Annotated in this window: 24 protein-coding genes; 10 read left to right on the top strand and 14 right to left on the bottom strand. The window is 69.5% G+C overall.

What is annotated here, in order from left to right:
• Positions 1-60: 60 nt before the first annotated feature.
• From lysA to argH, 3 genes are read right to left on the bottom strand one after another with little or no spacing between them, the layout of a single operon-like run.
• The gene (lysA, locus tag WAE60_RS16385) at positions 61-1,326 is read right to left on the bottom strand and encodes a diaminopimelate decarboxylase (RefSeq protein ID WP_337687549.1); all 1,266 of its coding nucleotides are present in this window, start codon (positions 1,324-1,326) and stop codon (positions 61-63) included.
• Between the two features lie 10 nt (positions 1,327-1,336).
• Positions 1,337-1,642, bottom strand: coding sequence for a hypothetical protein (locus tag WAE60_RS16380; RefSeq protein WP_029916931.1), 306 nt, complete (start codon positions 1,640-1,642; stop codon positions 1,337-1,339).
• Positions 1,639-3,057: an argininosuccinate lyase gene (gene argH, locus WAE60_RS16375; protein WP_337687548.1), complete on the bottom strand. Its 1,419-nt coding sequence runs from the start codon at positions 3,055-3,057 to the stop codon at positions 1,639-1,641. Before argH ends, WAE60_RS16380 begins: the two co-directional genes overlap by 4 nt.
• Between argH and WAE60_RS16370 the strand changes: the two genes are divergently transcribed.
• The 3 genes from WAE60_RS16370 (at position 3,058) to WAE60_RS16360 (ending at position 4,904) form a co-directional block, all read left to right on the top strand.
• On the top strand, positions 3,058-3,687 hold the full coding sequence (locus WAE60_RS16370) for a TlpA disulfide reductase family protein (RefSeq protein WP_337687547.1): 630 nt from the start codon (positions 3,058-3,060) through the stop codon (positions 3,685-3,687).
• 190 nt (positions 3,688-3,877) lie between these two features.
• The gene (locus tag WAE60_RS16365; protein WP_029916924.1) at positions 3,878-4,081 is read left to right on the top strand and encodes a cold-shock protein; all 204 of its coding nucleotides are present in this window, start codon (positions 3,878-3,880) and stop codon (positions 4,079-4,081) included.
• 73 nt (positions 4,082-4,154) lie between these two features.
• The gene (locus tag WAE60_RS16360) at positions 4,155-4,904 is read left to right on the top strand and encodes a GNAT family N-acetyltransferase (protein WP_337687546.1); all 750 of its coding nucleotides are present in this window, start codon (positions 4,155-4,157) and stop codon (positions 4,902-4,904) included.
• 3 nt (positions 4,905-4,907) lie between these two features.
• Here the strand turns inward: WAE60_RS16360 and WAE60_RS16355 are convergent, their stop codons facing one another.
• From WAE60_RS16355 to WAE60_RS16345, 3 genes are all read right to left on the bottom strand, one after another.
• Positions 4,908-5,294, bottom strand: coding sequence for a DUF202 domain-containing protein (locus WAE60_RS16355; protein WP_029916921.1), 387 nt, complete (start codon positions 5,292-5,294; stop codon positions 4,908-4,910).
• A 22-nt stretch (positions 5,295-5,316) separates the two neighbouring features.
• On the bottom strand, positions 5,317-6,129 hold the full coding sequence (locus WAE60_RS16350) for a hypothetical protein (RefSeq protein WP_337687545.1): 813 nt from the start codon (positions 6,127-6,129) through the stop codon (positions 5,317-5,319).
• A 247-nt stretch (positions 6,130-6,376) separates the two neighbouring features.
• Entirely contained in the window at positions 6,377-7,810 is a 1,434-nt protein-coding gene (locus WAE60_RS16345) for an alpha/beta hydrolase (protein WP_337687544.1), read from the bottom strand.
• A 166-nt stretch (positions 7,811-7,976) separates the two neighbouring features.
• Here WAE60_RS16345 and WAE60_RS16340 point away from each other — a divergent pair, with 166 nt between their 5' ends.
• From WAE60_RS16340 to WAE60_RS16330, 3 genes are read left to right on the top strand one after another with little or no spacing between them, the layout of a single operon-like run.
• On the top strand, positions 7,977-9,194 hold the full coding sequence (locus WAE60_RS16340; RefSeq protein WP_337687543.1) for an acyltransferase: 1,218 nt from the start codon (positions 7,977-7,979) through the stop codon (positions 9,192-9,194).
• Positions 9,195-9,229: 35 nt separating this feature from the next.
• Positions 9,230-9,874, top strand: a complete 645-nt coding sequence (locus WAE60_RS16335) for a hypothetical protein (protein WP_337687542.1) — start codon at positions 9,230-9,232, stop codon at positions 9,872-9,874.
• Positions 9,875-9,881: 7 nt separating this feature from the next.
• Positions 9,882-10,193, top strand: coding sequence for a transcriptional regulator (locus WAE60_RS16330; protein WP_029916911.1), 312 nt, complete (start codon positions 9,882-9,884; stop codon positions 10,191-10,193).
• Here WAE60_RS16330 and gluQRS read toward each other — a convergent pair.
• Together gluQRS and WAE60_RS16320 are read right to left on the bottom strand one after the other, a co-directional pair.
• Entirely contained in the window at positions 10,190-11,029 is an 840-nt protein-coding gene (gene gluQRS / locus WAE60_RS16325; RefSeq protein WP_337687541.1) for a tRNA glutamyl-Q(34) synthetase GluQRS, read from the bottom strand. The two genes, WAE60_RS16330 and gluQRS, sit on opposite strands and share 4 nt — an antisense overlap.
• A gap of 90 nt (positions 11,030-11,119) precedes the next feature.
• Complete coding sequence (locus WAE60_RS16320; RefSeq protein WP_029916907.1) at positions 11,120-11,755, bottom strand: TetR/AcrR family transcriptional regulator; 636 nt, start codon at positions 11,753-11,755, stop codon at positions 11,120-11,122.
• A gap of 172 nt (positions 11,756-11,927) precedes the next feature.
• On the opposite strand from WAE60_RS16320, the gene WAE60_RS16315 reads away from it, so the two are divergent.
• Together WAE60_RS16315 and greA are read left to right on the top strand one after the other, a co-directional pair.
• The gene (locus tag WAE60_RS16315; RefSeq protein ID WP_231499546.1) at positions 11,928-12,038 is read left to right on the top strand and encodes a hypothetical protein; all 111 of its coding nucleotides are present in this window, start codon (positions 11,928-11,930) and stop codon (positions 12,036-12,038) included.
• Between the two features lie 246 nt (positions 12,039-12,284).
• The gene (gene greA, locus WAE60_RS16310) at positions 12,285-12,764 is read left to right on the top strand and encodes a transcription elongation factor GreA (protein WP_029916905.1); all 480 of its coding nucleotides are present in this window, start codon (positions 12,285-12,287) and stop codon (positions 12,762-12,764) included.
• Here the strand turns inward: greA and WAE60_RS16305 are convergent.
• Positions 12,761-13,606 (bottom strand): hypothetical protein, encoded by an 846-nt coding sequence (locus WAE60_RS16305; RefSeq protein ID WP_337687540.1) that lies wholly within the window; start codon positions 13,604-13,606, stop codon positions 12,761-12,763. The genes greA and WAE60_RS16305 overlap by 4 nt on opposite strands.
• Positions 13,607-13,818: 212 nt before the next feature.
• On the opposite strand from WAE60_RS16305, the gene WAE60_RS16300 reads away from it, so the two are divergent.
• Together WAE60_RS16300 and WAE60_RS16295 are read left to right on the top strand one after the other, a co-directional pair.
• Positions 13,819-14,382, top strand: a complete 564-nt coding sequence (locus WAE60_RS16300; protein WP_089930049.1) for an HNH endonuclease — start codon at positions 13,819-13,821, stop codon at positions 14,380-14,382.
• 349 nt (positions 14,383-14,731) lie between these two features.
• On the top strand, positions 14,732-15,016 hold the full coding sequence (locus WAE60_RS16295) for a hypothetical protein (RefSeq protein WP_029916901.1): 285 nt from the start codon (positions 14,732-14,734) through the stop codon (positions 15,014-15,016).
• Between the two features lie 6 nt (positions 15,017-15,022).
• On the opposite strand, the gene WAE60_RS16290 is transcribed toward WAE60_RS16295, so the two are convergent.
• The 5 genes from WAE60_RS16290 to WAE60_RS16270 form a co-directional block, all read right to left on the bottom strand.
• A complete protein-coding gene (locus WAE60_RS16290) occupies positions 15,023-15,556 on the bottom strand; it encodes a VanZ family protein (RefSeq protein ID WP_337687539.1) in 534 nt (177 codons plus the stop codon).
• Positions 15,557-15,690: 134 nt separating this feature from the next.
• Positions 15,691-17,475: a M1 family metallopeptidase gene (locus WAE60_RS16285; RefSeq protein WP_337687538.1), complete on the bottom strand. Its 1,785-nt coding sequence runs from the start codon at positions 17,473-17,475 to the stop codon at positions 15,691-15,693.
• 113 nt (positions 17,476-17,588) lie between these two features.
• A complete protein-coding gene (locus WAE60_RS16280; RefSeq protein ID WP_029916895.1) occupies positions 17,589-18,149 on the bottom strand; it encodes a demethoxyubiquinone hydroxylase family protein in 561 nt (186 codons plus the stop codon).
• A gap of 1 nt (position 18,150) precedes the next feature.
• Positions 18,151-18,738, bottom strand: coding sequence for a disulfide bond formation protein B (locus WAE60_RS16275; RefSeq protein ID WP_337687537.1), 588 nt, complete (start codon positions 18,736-18,738; stop codon positions 18,151-18,153).
• Positions 18,735-19,340 (bottom strand): YqaA family protein, encoded by a 606-nt coding sequence (locus tag WAE60_RS16270; protein ID WP_029916890.1) that lies wholly within the window; start codon positions 19,338-19,340, stop codon positions 18,735-18,737. The genes WAE60_RS16275 and WAE60_RS16270 overlap by 4 nt, the downstream gene beginning before the upstream one ends.
• Positions 19,341-19,381: the final 41 nt, after the last annotated feature.

Below are 19,381 nucleotides of genomic sequence, written 5' to 3'. Positions count from 1 at the left end.
CAGGTCGCGGCGCGCGATGTCCGGCGGGGTCGCCCTTGAGTCCTCCTGGGCCGAGGACGCCTACACCCAGTCCGGCGGCACGTCCCGGCCCAGCATCTCCTCGTACGAGGGACGGGCCCGGATCACGGCGTACTTGTCGCCGTCGACCAGCACCTCGGGCACCAGCTGGCGGGTGTTGTACTCGCTGGCCATGGCCGCGCCGTAAGCCCCGGCCGACATGAAGGCCACCAGGTCGCCTGTCGCCAGCGGCGGCAAAGCGCGATCACGTGTAAACGTGTCGCCCGTCTCGCAGACGGGCCCGACCACGTCGTAGACGGCCTCGCCGGCCCGCTTGGTCACGGGACGGATGTCGTGGAAGGCGTCGTACATGGCCGGACGCACCAGGTCGTTCATGGCCGCGTCGATCACCAGGAACTTGCGGCCTTCCGGGCGCTCGTGGACGTGGATGACTTCCGAGACCAGCACGCCGGCGTTGGCGGCGATGACACGGCCCGGCTCGAAGGCCAGGGTCACGGGCAGGCCCTGGGTGACCTCGCCGACCATCTTGGCGAACTCGGCCGGCGAGGGCGGTTCGGGGTGGTTGAAATAGGGCACGCCCAGGCCGCCGCCCAGGTCCAGCCGCTCGACGTGCAGGCCTTCGCCCAGCAGTTGCTCGACCAGGCCCCGCATCTTGGTGAAGGCCGCGCGCATCGGCGCGAGATCGGTGATCTGGCTGCCGATGTGGCAGGCCACGCCGATCGGTTCGAGATTGGCGTTGTTGCTGGCGTTGGCGTAGAGGCGCGCGGCCTCGGCGAACGAGACGCCGAACTTGTTCTCGGACTTGCCGGTGGCGATCTTGGCGTGGCCGCCGGCCGCGACGTCCGGATTGACCCGGAACGCGACCTTCGCCTTCAGGCCCAGACCGGCCGCGACGTCCGCGATCAGGTTCAGCTCGGGCTCGGACTCGACGTTGATCTCGGCCACGCCGGCCTTCAGGGCGAAGGCGATCTCGCCGCGCTTCTTGCCCACGCCCGAGAACACGATGCGCTCGGCGGGGATGCCGGCGGCCAGGGCGCGGCGCACCTCGCCCTCCGACACGGTGTCGGCGCCGGCGCCCAGCTTGCCCAGCACCTTCAGCACCGCGACGTTGGAATTGGCCTTCACCGCGTAGGCGACCAGCGGATCGGCCACCCCGGCCGCCAGGAGGGCGTCGCGGAACACCGTGAAGTGCCGCTCCAGGGTGGCGCGGGAATAGACATAGACCGGCGTGCCGACCTCGGCCGCGATGCGCGCCAGGGGGACGCCTTCGCAGGCCAGGCCCTCCGGGCCGTATTCGAAATGGTTCACTTAAGAAGGCCTAGTTGGGCTGCGAGCTGGGGAAGCCGGCGCCGGAGGGGCCGCCGAAGGGGTCGGACTGGGTGCCGCCCAGCGGCGCGGCGCGGGTCGTGCGGTTGCTCGACGCCGGGTCCATGTTCTCCTGGGTGCCGTTGGCGCGGGCCGGCTGGTTGGCCGTGGCGGAACCCTTGCGGCGCTCGGCCTCGTAGGCGGCCTTCTTCTGGGCGTTCCACAGCGGGGCGGGACGCTCCAGCTCGGCCTGCTTGCCGCAGGCGGCGGCGGTCAGGGCCAGGGCGGCGACGGTCAGGATAGTGACGGGGCGGATCATCCGAGCAGTTCCTTCCAACGCGCGATCTGGGCGCGGACCTGGGCGGGAGCGGTCCCGCCATAACTCATGCGGCTGGCCGCCGAGGCGGCCGGGGTCAAGACGGCGTAGACCGCGTCGGTGATCCGCGGCTCGATGGCCTGGAACTCGCCGAGCGACAGGTCCGCCAGGTCGACGCCCTTGGTCTCCGCGGCCTTCACGGCCGAGCCTGTCACGTGGTGGGCGTCACGGAAAGGCATGTTCAGCTCGCGGACCAGCCAATCGGCCAGGTCGGTGGCCGTCGAGAAGCCCGCGCCGGCGGCGGCGGCCATCTTCTCGGTGTTCGGGGTCAGGTCCGACACCATGCCGGTCATGGCCAGCAGGGAAAGCTCCAGGGCGTCGAAGGCCTCGAAGGTGGGGACCTTGTCCTCCTGCATGTCCTTCGAATAGGCCAGCGGCAGGCCCTTCATCACCACGGTCAGGGTGGTGAGCGAGCCCAGGATCCGGCCGACCTTGGCGCGGATCAGCTCGGCCGCGTCGGGGTTCTTCTTCTGCGGCATGATCGAGCTGCCGGTCGTGAAGGCGTCGGTCAGCTTGATGAAGCCGAACATCGGCGTCGTCCACAGCACGATCTCCTCGGCCAGGCGCGACAGATGCGTGGCGGCGATCGAGGCGGCCGACAGGGCCTCCAGGGCGAAGTCGCGGGCCGAGACGCTGTCCAGCGAATTGGCGGTCGGGCGGTCGAAGCCCAGGCTGGCGGCGGTCTGATGGCGATCGATGGGGAAGGGCGAGCCGGCCAGCGCCGCGGCGCCCAGCGGGCACTCGTTCATCCGGGCGCGAGCGTCGCGGAAGCGCGAGGCGTCGCGGCCGAACATCTCGACATAGGCCATCAGGTGGTGGCCGAAGGTCACCGGCTGGGCCGGCTGCAGGTGGGTGAAGCCCGGCATCAGGGCGTCGGCATGGGCCTCGGCCTGGGCGATCAGGGCGCGTTGGAGCGCCTCCAGCTGGCCGGCCGAACGCTCGCAGGCCTCGCGCACCCACAGGCGGAAGTCGACGGCCACCTGGTCGTTGCGCGAGCGGGCGGTGTGCAGCCGGCCGGCCGTCGGGCCGATCAACTCGCGCAGCCGCGCCTCGATGTTCATGTGGATGTCTTCGTATTCGTCGCGGAACGGGAAGGCCCCGGCCGTGATCTCGCCCTCGATGGCGTCCAGGCCCTTGAGGATTTCCTCGCCGTCGGCGCTTGCAATCACGCCCTGGCTGATCAACATCCGCGCATGGGCGCGGGAGCCCGCCAGGTCCTGCGCCCACAGGCGCTTGTCGAAGCCGATGCTGACGTTGATCGCCTGCATCAGCTCCGCCGGCTTGGCCGAGAACCTTCCGCCCCACATGGCTTGGCCCTGGCCGTTGGCGGCGGGCTTATCGGAGGCGTTGTCGGTCATATGAGCCAATTCCAGTCGGAAAGAGACGAAGCCGCGCGCAAGCTCGGCCCGCTGAAGTGGGTGATCGGCGCCGCGCTGCTGATCGGCGTCGCGGCGATTCTATACGTCATCGCTCAGGCTTCGTTCAAACCCGCAGGCGCGCTCGACCTCAACGAATTCAAGAAAGCGTCCTTAGCAAAGCTGGACGTGCCGGCCCAGCCGCGCGCCGCGCCGGCCACGGTGTTCACCGACGGGGCCGGAAAGCCCCACACCCTGGCCGATTTCAAGGGCCAGGTGGTGGTCATGAACCTGTGGGCCACCTGGTGCGCGCCCTGCAAGAAGGAGATGCCCACCCTGGCCCGGCTGCAGGGCGCCTACGCGACCCAGCCGCTGAAGGTGCTGCCGATCAGCGTCGACCGCGACAGCGACCTCAACCTGGTCCAGGCCGAGATGGCCGCCAATCCGCCGCTGCAGGTCTATCGCGACCCCGGCTACAAGCTGTCGTTCGAGCTGGACCCGCGCGCCCAGGGCTATCCGACCACGGTCCTCTACGACAAGCAGGGGCGCGAGCGGGCCCGGCTGGCGGGACCGGCCGAGTGGGACAGCCCCGAAGCCCGCGCCCTGGTCGAGGCCCTGCTGCGCGAACACTGACCGCAGACGGGTGAAAACCCGTGGCGCACGCCCAGGAATATCCGTGTTTTTTGAATTGACCCCTCAACGGGGGCGTGTCCACTGTGCCGTGCAATCCTGGATTTGGGCCCGCGAACCGCTACCCGGACGACTGAGATTGTTACCGCCCGCTTGTCCGGGCATTGGATCGGCTATCTCTAGGAGACACTCCATGGCGACCGGCGTGGTGAAATGGTTCAACGGCACCAAGGGCTTCGGCTTCATCCAGCCCGATGACGGCGGCAAGGACGTGTTCGTCCACATCAGCGCCGTCGAGCGGGCGGGCCTGCGCGGCCTGGACGAAGGCCAGAAGGTCAGCTTCGACACCGCCGAGGAGCGCGGCAAGATCGCGGCGTCCAACCTGAAGCCGCTCTAGGCTCGCGGCCTCTACGCGAATTTGAAGGGCGCCGGTTCCAACGAGCCGGCGCCCTTCTGCTATTGATGAGTCGATGACCGTCGATCCCCGCTTCCTCGAAATCGTGGCCGATCGCGCCTGGCCGGCGCGCCAGAGCGGGGCCCTGGGCGGCTGGCGGCTGAACGCCTCGGACGGCTGGTCGCTGCGCATCAACGCCTGCTGGCCGCTGGGCGAGCCCGACCGGCCCATCGACGAGGCCATCGCGGCCACCGAGGCCTTCTACGCCGCGCGCGGCCTGCCGGCCCGGTTCAAGCTGTCGGACGGGGCGGTGGTCCCGGCCAACCTCTCCGAACACCTGCGCGCCCGCGGCTACCGGCCCACCCACGGCACCCTGGTGATGGTGGGCGAGACCGGGGGGACGATCGCGGGCGCCACGGACCTGGCCGTCACCCTGTCGCACGCGCCCGATCCGGCCTTCGAGGCCGTGCTGACCGCCAGCGCCGCCGGCAACGCCGCCGACGCCCGCGAGCGCCTGGACGCCCTGTCCCGCATCCCCGCGCCGGCCCGCTTCGCGCGGCTGGAAGTCGATGGCGAGGTGGCGGCCCTGGGCGCCGGCGCCGTCGATGGCGAGTGGGCGGGGATCTTCGGCATGCGCACCCTGCCGGCGCACCGCCGCAGGGGTCTGGCCAGCCGGGTCCTGGCGGCCCTGCTGCACGAGGCCGCGACCCTGGGCGCGCGGCGCGCCTACCTGCAGGTCGAGGCCGACAACGCCCCGGCCATCGCCCTGTACAGCGGCTTGGGGTTTGTGCCGGCCTACGGCTATCGCTACTGGGTGGTCGAGTAGGGCTCAGACGGCCCGATCTATGATCGCCAGGAACAGGGCGACACCGGCGAGCGCCAGCAGCAGCGACATGGCCAGCACCGACCGCCCCAGCCGGAAGGCCTCGGTCTTGCGCACGTGCCTGACCGTGATCCAGTAGTCGATCACGCCCATGACCATGGCCGCCGTGCCCATGGCGACCAGGAACAGGCCCACCTTCTGCGGGCTTTCCGGACGCGCCAGGGACCCCGCCTTCGCGGCGGTCTCCAGGAACTTGTAGATCGTGAAGCCGAAGCTGAGCATCGACAGCGAGGTGCGCAGCCAGGCCATCAGGGTCCGGTCGGCCGCCAGCACCGTGCGCACGGCGCCGAGGTCGGAGGGCAGGACAGGGCGGGATCCCGGAGGCTCGGTCATGACTGCCTTTCTGGGCGCGGCTCTATTTCGGATAGAGGAAGGTGGCGATGAACCGCAGGCCCCATTCCGGACCGACGCCGTCCTGGGCCGCGTAGGCCCGCACGCCGCCGCCCAGCGACACCCTCTGCTCGCCGAACTTGTAGACGTGGCTGACCGTCAGGTTGATCGGCACGGTCCAGCCCTTGGTCTTCCAGTTGTAGGTGCTCTCGGCGTTGATCCCGTAGGTGGTCGTGGCCTTGTCGGTGTAGCTGAAGAACGGCTGGATGAAGGTCTGGCTGACGTCCGGCCGGTCGTGGTCGCCGGCGTCGGCGAACGACCAGATGTGGTTGGCCAGCACGCCGTAGGTGTAGCCGTGCTCCTGCTTGAGCAGCAGGGCGGTGGGGCCGGCGCCCCATTTCTTGGTCCCCAGGTCCGACTCGCCCGTCGGCCACAGCACGGCGGGCCCGACCGCCCAGACCAGGCCGTTGTGCTCGGCCTTGGGCGAGATGAAGAAGCTCTGGGTGGTGTCGCTCAGGCCGAACGCCGTGTCGTCGCCCGGATAGGCGTGCTCCTTCTTCACGATGGGCACGATGGTGCGGACGATCAGGTTCCAGTCCTGGTTCAGCGACAGCGGGATCACCGGCTGGACGTTCAGGGTGTAGCGCCCGCCGTCCTCGGGGCCGTAGCAGCAGTCGTAGTTCTGCTGGAACGGCACGCTGATCAGGTTCGAGACCGGATTGTTCAGCTTCTTGGCCAGCTCGACGTCGCTCTCATGGGCATGGGCCGAGAGAGGGGAGAGGCCGCAGGCGGCTACGGAAATGGCGAGCGCCCAACGGCGGGATCGACGCTGTTCCACGATACGCTCTCCACCCGGCGCCTGTTGGGCCGGATGGGACTATCCGGTCGGGGATCGGAGCGCGCCATGGTGCGGAACCCTCATCGGTCGGCTGGAAATTCCCGGAGGGCGGAGACGCGTCTCTGACGGGGACATGCCCTTGGGCGTGTCCCCAGATTTCGCGCCGAGCCAGGCGGTTGAGGACACGCCGCAAGGGCATGTCCCCGTCACTGCGGCGGATAAGTCACTGATATAAAGAGATAAGTCTTTATTCCCCGAGGTCGAACACGAACTTGTCGTGCTCCGGATGCAGGCAGCTCTGGTCGATCGGGGCGGTCGGGTCGGCGAGGAAGCCGCGGATCATCTTGCGTGCGCAGGTGCTGCCGCGCGACACGCCGTGGGTGGCGTTAGGGATGATGGTCAGATGGCCCTTGGAGAAGCGGCTGACCGCCGCCTTGGCCACGGAGGGCGGGCAGCCGGGGTCGATCTCGGCGGCCAGGAACAGGGTCGGGATCGCGCTGGAGACCGGCTGGGCCTCGACCGGGTCGGGCGCGCCGACCGGATAGGCCTTGCAGACGGTGAAGAGGCGGCCGAACGACTTCTCGGTCAGGCGGCTGACCACGTCGCGCTGGGCGCCGGCGCGCGTGGCCGCCTCGCTCTCGAACGGGAATTCTTCCTTGCACAGGTGGGTGAAGAACTGGGCCTCGCGATAGCCGGCCCCGGCGCGGGTGTCGTCCAGGGCCGACAGGTCGCCGCCCGCGAACTTGGCCACGGTGGCGGGCAGGGCGCGGGCGTCGGGGCCGCTGTAGGCCGCGTCCATCAGGAAGCCGCCCAGCAGGTCGGCGGTGTAGGTCTGGCCGTTCTGGACCACGGGGGCGGCCAGCAGCTTGGCGGCCACGCCGTCGAGGTCGGCGCCCGGATGCGGATACTTGGCGTTGCAGGCGGCGTCGGCGGCGCAGCGCTTGAAGATCTCCTTCACCGCGTCGGACACCATCTCCGGCCCGCCCTCGGCCCACTTGGCTTCGGGCGTCCAGGGCGAATCCAGCACCACAGCGCGCACGCCGGCCGGGTCGTGCTTGACCACGGCCAGGGCGATGCGGGTGCCGTACGAGACGCCCATCAGGTCGATCTGCTTGAGGCCCAGGGTCTTGCGCAGGTCCTGGATGTCCTTGACCACCTCCTCGGCGTTGTAGCGGGAGAGGTCGACGCCCGACTCCTTCAGGCGCTGGGCGCAGGCGATCGCCTGCTGGGCGGCCGCGTCGCTCAGCGGACCGGCGTCGTTGAGCGCCAGGGTCCCGCAGTCGAGCAGGGGCTGGGCCACGCCGCCGCCGCGCTGGTCGAAGAAGATCCAGTCCTGGTCGACCGCGACCAGTTCGCGGCCGCTGACGCCGCGCAGCAGCCGGCCGACGCCTTCGACCAGGCCGCCGCCCGGACCGCCGTGCAGATAGACCACAGGGACCGCGCCGGGCTTGGGGGCGCTGGCCTTGACGATGGTCACGGGAAGCGAGACGCGCCGCGTGCCGGGCCCGCCCCGGGTCTCGTCGACGGTCAGGGTTCCGCACTCGATCTTGTTCGCGACGCCCGAATAGTCGCCGGCGCAGGCGCCCGGGGTGAACTTCGGTTCGGCGGCGTGGGCCGAGCCAGCCAGGGCCAGGGCGGCGAACGCGCCGGACAGGGCGGCGCCCCAGATCATCTTGCTCATGTGAATCCCGTCGTGCTGAAGCCCAGCAGTGAGCATGACGGCGGGGAGGGGGCAAGGGTGTCGGACGGCGAGCGCCCGCGCTCATGTCGCGCAACGATGTTCGATCAACTAGTTTACAAAACAAACAAGTTGATGCACGGTCCGGCCATCGCAACGGAGCCCGGCCATGCACGCGCCTCTGAAATCCCTGGAGACCCCGGCCCAGGCCGGTTCCGTCGTCCGAAACGCGCCCGTCGGCGCGATGCGGGCCTTCCTGACCCTGCTGGTCGTCGCCCACCATGCGGTACTGACCTATCATCCGTACGCGCCGCCGACGAAGGCGTTCGGGGCCCCGCCGATCCTGTGGACCGCGTTCCCCGTGGTGGACCCTCAGAGGTTCGCCGGCTTCGGCCTCTTCACCCTGGTCAACGACATCTTCTTCATGTCGGCGATGTTCCTGGTCTCGGGGCTGTTCGTCGCCGAGAGCCTGAAGGCCAAGGGGACGGGCGGCTTCCTGAAGGGCCGGGCGCTGCGGCTGGGCGTCCCGTTCGTGATCGGGACGGGGCTGCTGGCGCCGCTGGCCTATTATCCGGCCTGGCTGCAGTCGGGCGGGACGCCGTCGCTGGGCGCCTATGTCCAGGCCTGGACCCACCTGCCGTTCTGGCCCAGCGGCCCGGCCTGGTTCCTGTGGGTGCTGCTGGCGTTCGGCGCGGTCGCGGCGGCGCTGGACGCCCTGTTCCCCCGTCTGATCCCGGCGCTGGGTCGCTGGATGCAAGGCGCCGCGCGGCGCCCGGGTCGCGCCTTCCTGCTGCTGATCGCCGCCAGCGCCCTGGCCTATGTGCCGCTGAACATGGTGCTGTCGTTCGGCCATTGGACTACGGAGGGGCCGTTCACGGTCCAGACCGGCCGCATCGGCCACTACCTCGTCTATTTCCTGGCCGGCCTGGCGTTCGGGGCGGCGGGCGTCGGCCAGGGGCTGACCGATCCGCAGGGCGCGCTGGCCCGACGCTGGTGGGCGTGGCAGATCCTGCCCGTCCCGGCGGTGATCGCGGCGATCGCGGTCTTCATCGTCGCCTTCTCGCCCAACCCGCCGCCCAAGCCGGTGCTGGACGTGGTGGGCGGCCTGGCCTTCGTCGTGGCCTGCGCCAGCCTGACCTTCGCGGTGACGGCCGTGTTCCTGCGCTTCGCGCGCAAGACCGGGCCGGTCGGGCGCAGCCTGCAGGCCAACGCCTACGGCATGTACCTGACCCACTACGTCTTCACCGCCTGGCTGGGCTGGCTGCTGTTGCCCCAGACCTGGGGCGGGCTGGCCAAGGGGCTGGTCGTGACCGCCGCCGCCATCGCCCTCAGCTGGCTGCTGACCCTGGCCCTGCGACGCCTGCCGCTGTTGGGACGAATCCTGTGACCGGCCATGATGCGCAAACGAGGGGGACCTTGCCCATGAACGACAAGATCAAGTCCATGCAGGACGACCTGGCCTTCCTGCGGACCCTGGCCGAGGGGCGGGGCGAAGGCGGGATCGGCGTGGCCGGCGGCGCGCTCTACGGCTCGGCGGGGCTGATCTACGGCCTGGAGTGCCTGGGCCACTACGCCCAGGCAGCCGGAGTGCTTCGCATGTCGGTGGCGGGCAATCTGGCGCTGGCCTGGGTTCCGACGCTGATCTTCCTGGTCCTGATGACCGTGGTGATCGTGGTCGATCGCAAGCGGCCGACCCACGGCGTGGCCAATCGGGCCGTCAACGCGGCCTTCCAGGGCGCGGGGATCGCCAACCTGACGCTGGTCGTGATCTTCGCCGCGGCCGCCACGCGCAACCACGATTTCCGCTACTGGCTGTTCCATCCGGCGGTGGTCTTCGTGCTGCAGGGCGCGGTCTGGTACGTGATCTTCATGCTGCGCAAGAAGCTGTGGACGGCGCTGGTGTCGATCGGATGGATCGGGGCGGGCCTGGCCATGGGCCTGCTGATCGATCGCCCGGACCTCTTCCTGCTGGTGGCCACCCTGGGGCTCTTCGCCCTGATGATGGTTCCGGGCTTCTGGATGATGCGCCAGGCCCTGCGCCAGAGCGCCGTGACGGCGGCGGCCTGAGGCGGGCGTGAGCGGCAGGTTCGACATCAGCGGATTGGACGACGTCATCCACGGCCGGGTGCGGCTGGGGATCGTCGCCTATCTGGCCAGCGCCGAGGTGGCGGACTTCACCGAGCTGAAGGACCTGCTGGAGGTGACCCAGGGCAATCTCTCGGTCCACCTGCGCAAGCTGGAGGACGCCGGCTACGTGGCGATCGACAAGAGCTTCGTCGGCCGCAAGCCGCTGACCCGGGTCCGGCTGACCGACGAGGGGCGCGCGGCCTTCGGGGTCTATCTGAAGGCGATGAGCCAGCTGGTGGATCAGGCCGGCGGCGGTTAGAGGCCCATCTCCGCCCGCAGCTGCTTGGGCGTCACGCCCGCCGCCCGCAGCTCGCGCAGGGTCTGGGCCTTGTCGCGCTTGGCGTAGCGCCTGCCGTCGGGACCGACCAGCAGGCGGTGGTGGCGGTAGGTCGGGGTCGGCAGGTCCAGCAGGGCCTGCAGCAGGCGCTGGATGTGGGCGGCCTCGAACAGGTCCTGGCCGCGGATCACGTGGGTGATCCCCTGCAGGGCGTCGTCCAGGACCACGGCCAGGTGATAGGCCACGCCGACGTCCTTGCGGGCCAGGACGATGTCGCCGGCGGTCTCGGGGCGGGCGTGGATCAGGCCGGTCTCGCCGTCGGGGCCCGCGCCCTCCTCGACGAAGGCCAGGCCGTCGAAACCGCCCAGGGCGCCGCGGGCCGCGTCCAGCGACAGCCGCCAGGCGAAGGCCTCGCCGCGCTCCAGCCGCGCGGCCTCCTCGGCGGGCGGCAGCGGGCCGCCGACGAAGGGCCTGGCCGGCTCGTGCGGGGCGCGGCCGATGTCCAACTCCTTGCGGGTGCGGAAGCAGCGATAGACCAGGCCCTTCTCGCGCAGCACGTCGATGGCGCGGTGATACTCGGCCAGGTGCTCGGACTGGCGGCGGACGACGCGTTCCCACGTCAGGCCCAGCCAGGCCAGGTCCTCCAGGATCGAGGCCTCGAACTCGGGCCGGCTGCGGGTGGCGTCGATGTCCTCGATCCGCAGCACGAAACGGCCGCCCTCGGCCTGGGCGGCGTCGAAGGCCGTCAGGGCCGAGAACGCGTGGCCGCGATGCAGATGGCCGGTCGGGGAGGGGGCGAAGCGGGTGGCGAAGGTCATCTCCTCACCCGTAGCGGAACGTACGGGGGAGGTGGCTCGGCGCGCAGCGACGAGACGGAGGGGGCGTGCGGCGTTCGCCGATCAACAGATTCAGGCCTGGTCGAGCTTGGCGAACATGCCCAGATGTTCGAACACGCCGCGCAGGAAGGCCTCTTCGCCGCCCAGGGCCTCCTTCAGCGGCGCGAACTGCTTGAAGCTGATCATCTCGGCCAGGCCGTGGCCGGCGCACCAGGCGGCGATCGTGGCCAGCTCCAGGTCGATCGGCGAGGCCGTGCCGCCGCTGCGCTCGTCGATGGTGTTGCGCACCTGGCAGTAGGCGCCTTCTTCCTTCATCTGGTCGGGCAGGGCGTCCTTGTCGCGCGAGCAGTCGTACATCACGCGATAGAGGGCGGGGTTGTCGCGGGCGAAACAGACATAGGCCACGCCCAGGCTGGTCATCCGCTCCTTGCTGTCGACGGACTTGGCCCGCGCTTCGGTGAGGGCGGCGTCCAGGGCGTGCCAGCCTTCGTGGGCGACGGCGTCCAGCAGCTCGCCCTTGTCCTTGAAGTGGTGGTAGGGCGCGGCCGGGCTGACGCCCGCCTCCCGCGCCACCGCCCGCAGCGACAGCGCCGCCGGACCCTCGGTCTCGAGGATGCGACGGGCGGCCTCGACCAGGGCGCGGCTGAGGTCGCCATGGTGGTAGGGGCGGGCTTCGGACGGCGCCAAGGAGGAGGGAGTCTGGGTCATCTCCGACACTGTAACCGTTCCTGTTCAAAAATCCATCCTAACGGCGTAAAGATTCATCTTGACGTCGTTCAGATAGGTGTTATCTAAGCGCTGTCCAGATCGGACTCGGTCTGGAACGGGGGCGGCCTTCTCGATCACCGCGCCTCGCAACCCAAACTCAAGGATGTGTGTGATGACCAATACCGTCTTCGCTTTCGAAACCGCTCTCGACCGCATGGCCGTGGGCTTCTTCCTGGCCGCCGCCGTCGGCGTCGCCGCCGCCCTGATCGGCATCGCGATCTAAGCTCCGGTAGCGTTTGTGGCCGACGGGACCCAGCGGATCCCCACGCCGTCCCGCCGACACGATCGCCGCCGCCAGGAACCCGCCTGAAGTGTTCGAAGCCGCCCGCGCTTGCCCGCCGGCGGCTTTTGCGCGTCTTGATCCCGCGACGCGGGGCGCTTACGTCCGATCTTCCTGTCGCGGAACATCCCGCCGCGGGCCGGATTTTCCAGACATGACCCTTAGCTTCCCTTCCGCCGAGACGCGGCCATGAGCGTCGCCTTCACCAAGGAAGGCGACAGCGAGGCGTTCGCCGCCGACCTGCTGGACCGTCCGATCTCGCCGCATCCGAACCTGGTCACGGCCGACGGCCTGGCCGAGATCGAGGCGGCGCTCGCCGAGGCCCGCGCCGCCTACAGCGCCGCCCAGGCCGGCGGCGACGTCGCCCAGGACCGCACCGCCATGGCCCGCGCCACCCGCGACCTGCGCTACTGGTCGGCCCGCCGCGCCAGCGCCCAGCTGCGCGAGCGCGATCCGTCCGCCCAAGGCCTGCAGTTCGGCGACACCGTCACCTTCGACCGCGAGGATGGCCGCCGCCAGACCTTCCGCATCGTCGGCGAGGACCAGGCCGACCCCGCCAACGGCTCGGTGTCCTACGTCTCGCCGGTGGCCCGGGCCCTGCTGGGCAAGGGCGTCGGCGACACCGCCATGGTGGCCGGCGGCGAGGTGGAGATCATCGCCGTCGCCTAGGGCGTCGGGGCGGGAACCTCGAAGATGTCCATCCGGCCCGGACCCAGGGCCGGGCAATAGGCCGAATAGAACAGCACGCCCGGCCGCCTGGGATCGACGGCGGGTCCGTTGTTGATCGCCTCGGAACAGTTGATCGGCGCGGCCAGGACCTTGCGCGGGCCGAACCGCCCGTCGTTGCCGCGCCGGGCGCTGTTCAGCGTCACGCGGGTCTCGGCCTTCAGGTCGCCCGAGCTGAACACCAGGGTGCGGCCGTCGGCCAGGAAGGTCGCGTCGAAGTCGTCCAGCGGGCCATTGACCTCGGGCCCCAGGCCGCGCACCGGGGCGTCGCCCGCCAGCTCGCCCTCGAACAGGTCCTGCTTGCCCAGCCCGCCGTGGCCGTCGGACGAGAAGATCAGCCGCCCGTCGGCGGTGGGGGAAGGCGCCCATTCGTCGCCGGGCGTGTTGAAGCGCGGACCCAGGTTGCGCGGCGTTCCGAACGCCCCGGTCGCCGGGTTGCGGTCCACGGCGTAGAGGTCGTCGCCGCCCTGGCCGCCCGGGCGGTTGGAGAAGAAATAGACCGTCCTGCCGTCCGGCGAAAAAGCCGGATCGAAGTCGTTGTCGGGCCCGTCGAACGACACCGCCTCGGGCCTGGACCATCCCGCGCCGTCGCGGCAGGTCTGCAGGATGCGCCAGGGCGTCTTGGGCGCGCCGATCGACCCCCACAGCACGCATCGGCCGTCGGGGCTGAAGGCGGGGCGGACCTCGGTGTCGGGCGAATCGACCACGTCGGGCAGCAAGGGAACAGGCGGCCCGGACGCCAGAAGACCGGCCAGGACGATCGCGGCGAGGGCGGGTGGCGGCATGGCGAAGACTCCCCAAGGTCCGTCGCCGACCATAGCCGCGATCGTTCACGCGCCAAGCGCAAGGATGTCTTGGTTCTGTCGTCGAGTTGGCTCATCCTTTCCATGCGTTCGGGAGTGAATGGCGATTCCCGAGAACGCGCAGGAAGGAGGCCCGTCTTCAGTCCGACCGCGTATCCGCTCCATCGGAGCCCGTGCCGCTCCAGAGGGAGGCCCTGATGCAGGTGCTGTCCCGTCCACCGTCCGGCATGCCGGCGCTTGTCCTCAACGCCGACTATCGGCCCCTGAGCTACTATCCTCTGTCCCTCTGGCCCTGGCAGGAGGTGATCAAGGCGGTGTTCCTTGAGCGTGTCGACGTGGTCTCGACCTACGACCACGTGGTTCACTCGCCCTCGTTCGAGATGAAGCTGCCCAGCGTGGTGTCGCTGAAGCAGTACGTGCCGCAGGATCGTCCGCCGGCCTTCACCCGCTTTAACCTGTTCCTGCGCGACGGGTTCTCCTGCCAATATTGCGGTTCGCCCGACGAACTGACCTTCGACCACGTGATCCCCCGCTCGCGCGGCGGCCGGACCACCTGGGAGAACATCGTCACCGCCTGCGCGCCCTGCAATCTGCACAAGGGCGGCCGCACGCCGCGCGAAGCCGGCATGCATCCGTTCCACACCGCGCGCCGGCCCAGCATGCACGAGCTGCAGGATCGCGGTCGCCGGTTCCCCCCGGGACACCTGCACGCCAGCTGGCTGGACTACCTCTACTGGGACATCGAGCTGGAAGCCTAGACCGCGACGACACTGAGTCGCGAAAATGTCTACAAAACAAAGCTTTGTGGCTCTGCTTGCATCGACTCGCCGCTGGGCGGACCCCAAGGACGGGGGCCGTCCAGTGGGAGGGTTTCGATGCTTGCCAGTTCTTCGACGCCTTCGAGGCTTTCGATGCTTTCCGGTCCGACGCTTCACGAGCACGGACACGCCCTGAGCGTCAAACGTCGCCTAAGATGGCTGATGGCCGCCATGACGCTGGCCAACGTGGTCCTGTGGACCGTGGTGTTCGGGCTCTAGCGCGCAACCCGGGCGCCCGCTCACGGGTTCTATCCCCAACGCCTTCGGGCGAAAAATCGGGAGAGACCCCATGATCTTTGGCCATAAAAAAGAAGAAACCGGCCGCCACTTCACGCACGGCACCAGCGCCTCGACAGCCGACATGGCCAGCGACGGCAAGGTCCGGCACGAGGACAAGCACTTCGACGCTCCCCATTCCCGCGAGGCCGAAACCCCGCTGGCCGAGGGCGAGAAGCACGATCAGCTGGCCGAGAAGGTCGAGTGCTCGGAGAGCCGTCAGGAAGCCCTGCTGGACGAGGGACTGGAAGAAAGCTTCCCGGGCAGCGACCCGGTCAGCGTCAAGCGCATCACCTGACGCGGCTCAGGCCTGGCGCGGGAAGCGTCGGGCCGCCCGGCTGGCGAAGCCGCCGGTGGAGCGTTCGGCTTCCGCCTCGGCGGGAGCCGGGAAGGCGGCCTGGATCACCGGCGCCAAGCGGCGCGCGCCGCGACGGCGATCCTGGGCGGCGATCTCGGCGAAGGTCGCCGCGCCCCGTTGGCGGGCCATGGCGCGCAGGCCTTCGATGTGGCTGGCCAGATAGATGACGGCCACGCCGGCCGTATCGGCCAGCAGGTCGCCGATCGAGGCGCTGCGGTCGGCGGTGAACAGTTGGGCCGCCTCGACGCTGGCGCCCAGCAGGATCGCGGCGACGGCCAGGTCGTTGCGGCGCATGCGGGGGAAAGCCACGAACGAGACGGCGAGCAGGCCGCCGAAGGCCAGGGCGTGGGCCGCCTTGTCGCTCAGGCCGAACACCTGCTCCAGACCCGGCCAGGGACCCAGCATCAGCACCGCAGCGGTCAGGGCGCCGACCACCAGGACGGCGCGGGCGGTGGTCACGACATGGTTGGGCGTCAGCATCGGCTTCCTGGCTCGCTACGAGCCCAAAGCCTTAGGGCGCCTTGGCCTACAAGCCGTGAAGGAACAGGGTCAACGGAAGATGACCAAGGCCCGCCGCGCCCCGGATTCCGGGAGCGGCGGGCCCGCGGCGTCCGTTATTTCTTCGCCGGAGTCTTCTTGGCGTCCTCGGCCTTCTTCGCCTCGGCGGCCTTGGCCGCGTCGTCGGCCTTTTTCCAGGCCGCGTACTCTTCCAGATAGGGCTGGCGGCGCAGGATCTTGGAGGCCGGATCGACGATCACCGGCACGGCGTCGCCCACCTTGACGCGGCCGGTGTTGTCGCTCATCGGCGCGGCGACGATCTTGTCGCCGACCTTGACCTCGACCGGCATCGGGAAGGCCTTGCCCGACGGCGTCTTCCAGCTCAGCACCAGGTCGTCGCCGTCACGCGTGGTCAGCAGTTCCGGCAGCTTGGCCTGATAGAAGTAGGCGTCGAAGAACCACTGATAGTCCTTGCCCGTCACGTCGTTGACGATCTTGATGAAGTCCTTGGTCGTGGCGTAGCGCGGCGCGAAGTTGCCCGGCTTGGGATCGGGGCGGCCATAGACCAGGGTGCGCACCGACTTGAAGAAGGCCTCGTCGCCGATCGTCGCGCGCAGGGTGTGCATGACGTTGGAGCCCTTGGCGTAGATGTCGTTCGCTGGGCCGCCCTCGGGCTTGTAGACCTGATCCTCGGTCATCACCTTGTCGGAGACGATCGGGAAGGCGTTCTTGGACTGCACGCGCTGGGCGTTCAGGCGGGTCATGTATTCCATGTCGCCGTGCAGCCATTGCGAGAACAGCGGCTGCATGTAGCTGCCCAGGCCCTCGTGGATCCACATGTCGTCCCAGTCGACATTGGTCACCTGGTTGCCGAACCATTCGTGCGACAGCTCGTGCTGGAACAGCCAGTCGTAGCCGTAGACGTCCTTTTTGTACTCGTTGCCGTAGGCGTTCATGGTCTGGTGTTCCATGCCCAGGTGCGGGGTCTCGACGACGCCCAGCTTCTCGGACCGGAACGGGTAGGGGCCGATCATCTGCTCGAAGAAGTCGAGCGTGGTCGGGAACTCGGCGAACAGGGCCTTGGCCTTCGCCGGATCGTCGCTCTTCAGATACCAGTACTCGATCGGGAAGCTGTCGCCGAACCGGCTCTTGTAGGTCGCTTCCAGCTTGTCATAGGGGCCGACATTGACCGCGACGGCGTAGGTGTCGGGCTGCTTCTGGCGCCAGTGGAAGGTGCGCCAGCCGTCCTTCTCCTGGACGTCCACCAGCACGCCGCCGGCCGGGGCCGACAGCGGGGCGGGCACGGTCACGTAGAAGTCGACCTGCAGCGGTTCGCCGGTCGGGAAATCGATGCACGGCCAGAACAGGTCGCAGCCGTCGCCCTGCACGGCGCTGGCGATCCAGGGCTCGCCGGTCGGGGTGGTCTTCCAGACGAAGCCGCCGTCCCACGGCGCCTTCTCGGCCTCGTGCGGCTGGCCGGCGTAGCGGATCTGGACGGTCGTCTTGGCGCCGGCCTGGATCGGGGCGGCGAGGTTGATGGTCAGCCGGCCCTCGGGGTTGGTCCAGGTCGCGGGCTTGCCGTCGACCAGCAGGGCGCTGACCGCGAAGTTCTTGTCGAAGTCCAGGACGATGCGGGGCAGGGCGCTCTTGACCGCCAGGGTCAGGGTGGCGTCGCCCTCGATCGACTTGGTCTTGGGGATCACCTTCAGCTTCAGGTCGACGTGCTCGATCGACACCGCCGCTTCCTCGGCGGGCATCTGGCCGCCGGTGCCCAGGGTCAGGGCGGTGGTCGGCGTCGGCTTGGGCGGATTGACCGGAGTCGCGGCGTGAACCGCGCCGGCCAGCGCCAGCAACGAAACGGCGCACAGGGCCGCGGCCCGGCGGTGAAACTGGATAGGCAAAGCGAAACTCCCCTCGCGACGCGTTTTCTGGGCGACATGGGTAAGCTCGGCCACGCACGCCGCCAAGCGGGAAGTTTCGGGGGCGGTTATTCCCGCGTTTCAGCGAACGTGGGTCAGATCTTCTCGCTGATCTTGATCGCCGCGCGGCAGCCGGCGCGGATCACCGCCGACAGCAGCGGATAGGCCGGAGCTTCCAGGGCGCCTTCGCCGATGGCGATCTCCTTGTGGTGCAGCTCGTCGTCGCGGAACTGGCTGAGTTCGGCGGCCAGGGCCGGATCGCGGGCCTCCAGCTCGGCGATCTGGCCGGCGTAGTGCTGCTCGATCACCGTCTCCACGGCCTCGGTGCAGGCGTGGGCGGCCTTCTCGCCCAGCAGGGCGGTGCCGGCGCCCAGGGCGAAGGCGGCCGCGCGCCAGACGGGCGACATCAGGGTGGGGCGCACTTCCCGCTCGCCCAGCAGTTCGTTGAAGCGGCTCAGGTGGACCTGTTCGTGGCCCTCCATTTCCTGCAGCTGGTCGGCGATCCGCTCGCGGCCCGGAGCCTGGCGCATCACCGCCTGCTGGCCGCGATAGATGTGGACGGCCGCCAGCTCGCCGGCCTGGTCGACCCGCAGGATTTCCGCGAGCCGCGCCTTCTGGGCGCCGGCGCCGGGACGGGGAGGGACGGGCTGGCTCATCTCAGGCGGCCGTAGTCTTGGGCGAGGACTGGCGCAGGCCGGCGAAGAAGGATGCGATCGCCAGGCCCAGCGAGATCAGGGCGTTCCAGCCGGCCATCGACAGGCCCAGGAAGATCCAGACGGCCTTGTCGCACGACGGGGCCGAGATCTTGGCGCCCTTCAGCAGGGCGGCCAGGTCGCCGGCCGTGGCCTTGGCGCCGGCGGCGGCGCAGGCGGCGGGGCCGGGCCAGAACTTCCACTCCGCGCCGGCGTGGTAGACGGCCACGCCCGCGCCGTACAGGAAGCCGATCCCCAGCAGCAGGACCAGCGGCTTGCGCACGCGGTCGGCCCAGGGCGTGCGCGACAGCACAACGCCGGCCAGCGCCACCGATCCGGTGACCCAGTAGACTTCGCGCTGCTTGAGGCACAGCAGGCAGGGCGCCAGCTTGCCGAAGGTCTCGAAGGCGTGGGCCGCGCCCAGCATGACGGCGCAGGCGAGGAAGGCCACGACGGCCCATTGCTCGGCGATCAGGTCCAGCGCGCCCCGAGTCGGGGCCGGGCCCGTGGCGCGGATATGGACCACCTTGTCGTCGATGTTCTCGATCGTCATCCCGCGCACGCTCCGCCACTGCTTCCACCCAAGAAGTGGCTCGCCCCGAGGCCGATGACAAGCAGGGCGATCAGGATGCCGGCGAACAGGGCCAGGCGGCGCTCGATCACCGGCATCATGGCCGGGCCGAATTTCTTGACCACGAAGGCCACCAGGAAGAACCGCATGCCGCGCGTGAAGACGCAGGCGGCGACGAAGATCGGCAGGCTGAACTTCAGCAGGCCCGAGGTGATGGTGATCAGCTTGAACGGGATCGGGGTGAAGCCCTTGATGATGATCACCCACGAGCCGTAGCGGTCGTACCAGCATTCGGAATCGCGCAGGGCGTCGGGCTTGCCCAGCACCGCCAGCAGATGCTGGGCGGCCTCGTGGAAGAAGTAGCCGATCGCGTAGCCCAGCAGGCCGCCCAGCACCGAAGCCACCGTGCACAGGGCCGCGTAGCGCCAGGCCTTCTCCGGCTTGGCCAGCACCATGGGGGCCAGCATGATGTCGGGGGGGACGGGAAAGAACGAGCTTTCGGCGAACGAGACGGCGAACAGGCTGGCGGGGGCATGACGGGAGGCGGCCAGGCCCATGACCCAGTCGTAGAGGCGACGCAGCATGCGGACTCCGAAAAGAGGACGCGCCGTAGCTAGCAGGCGAC

The sequence above is a fragment of the Caulobacter sp. CCG-8 genome (genome assembly GCF_037402475.1).
Taxonomy (GTDB): Bacteria; Pseudomonadota; Alphaproteobacteria; order Caulobacterales; family Caulobacteraceae; genus Caulobacter.
Note: the sequence above shows the minus strand (reverse complement) of the source record. Positions and strands in the feature narration are given on the sequence as shown.

Coding starts and splice junctions, on each gene's coding strand:
- WAE60_RS16275 (WP_337687537.1), bottom strand. CDS start 18,738: ATGACGATCGAGAACATCGACGACAAGGTGGTCCATATCCGCGCCACG.
- WAE60_RS16280 (WP_029916895.1), bottom strand. CDS start 18,149: ATGAGCCAGCCCGTCCCTCCCCGTCCCGGCGCCGGCGCCCAGAAGGCG.
- WAE60_RS16270 (WP_029916890.1), bottom strand. CDS start 19,340: ATGCTGCGTCGCCTCTACGACTGGGTCATGGGCCTGGCCGCCTCCCGT.
- WAE60_RS16320 (WP_029916907.1), bottom strand. CDS start 11,755: ATGACCCAGACTCCCTCCTCCTTGGCGCCGTCCGAAGCCCGCCCCTAC.
- WAE60_RS16345 (WP_337687544.1), bottom strand. CDS start 7,810: ATGAGCAAGATGATCTGGGGCGCCGCCCTGTCCGGCGCGTTCGCCGCC.
- WAE60_RS16340 (WP_337687543.1), top strand. CDS start 7,977: ATGCACGCGCCTCTGAAATCCCTGGAGACCCCGGCCCAGGCCGGTTCC.
- WAE60_RS16355 (WP_029916921.1), bottom strand. CDS start 5,294: ATGACCGAGCCTCCGGGATCCCGCCCTGTCCTGCCCTCCGACCTCGGC.
- WAE60_RS16305 (WP_337687540.1), bottom strand. CDS start 13,606: ATGCCGCCACCCGCCCTCGCCGCGATCGTCCTGGCCGGTCTTCTGGCG.
- WAE60_RS16290 (WP_337687539.1), bottom strand. CDS start 15,556: ATGCTGACGCCCAACCATGTCGTGACCACCGCCCGCGCCGTCCTGGTG.
- WAE60_RS16295 (WP_029916901.1), top strand. CDS start 14,732: ATGATCTTTGGCCATAAAAAAGAAGAAACCGGCCGCCACTTCACGCAC.
- WAE60_RS16335 (WP_337687542.1), top strand. CDS start 9,230: ATGAACGACAAGATCAAGTCCATGCAGGACGACCTGGCCTTCCTGCGG.
- WAE60_RS16315 (WP_231499546.1), top strand. CDS start 11,928: ATGACCAATACCGTCTTCGCTTTCGAAACCGCTCTCGACCGCATGGCC.
- argH (WP_337687548.1), bottom strand. CDS start 3,057: ATGACCGACAACGCCTCCGATAAGCCCGCCGCCAACGGCCAGGGCCAA.
- gluQRS (WP_337687541.1), bottom strand. CDS start 11,029: ATGACCTTCGCCACCCGCTTCGCCCCCTCCCCGACCGGCCATCTGCAT.
- WAE60_RS16370 (WP_337687547.1), top strand. CDS start 3,058: ATGAGCCAATTCCAGTCGGAAAGAGACGAAGCCGCGCGCAAGCTCGGC.
- WAE60_RS16365 (WP_029916924.1), top strand. CDS start 3,878: ATGGCGACCGGCGTGGTGAAATGGTTCAACGGCACCAAGGGCTTCGGC.
- WAE60_RS16380 (WP_029916931.1), bottom strand. CDS start 1,642: ATGATCCGCCCCGTCACTATCCTGACCGTCGCCGCCCTGGCCCTGACC.
- greA (WP_029916905.1), top strand. CDS start 12,285: ATGAGCGTCGCCTTCACCAAGGAAGGCGACAGCGAGGCGTTCGCCGCC.
- WAE60_RS16360 (WP_337687546.1), top strand. CDS start 4,155: ATGACCGTCGATCCCCGCTTCCTCGAAATCGTGGCCGATCGCGCCTGG.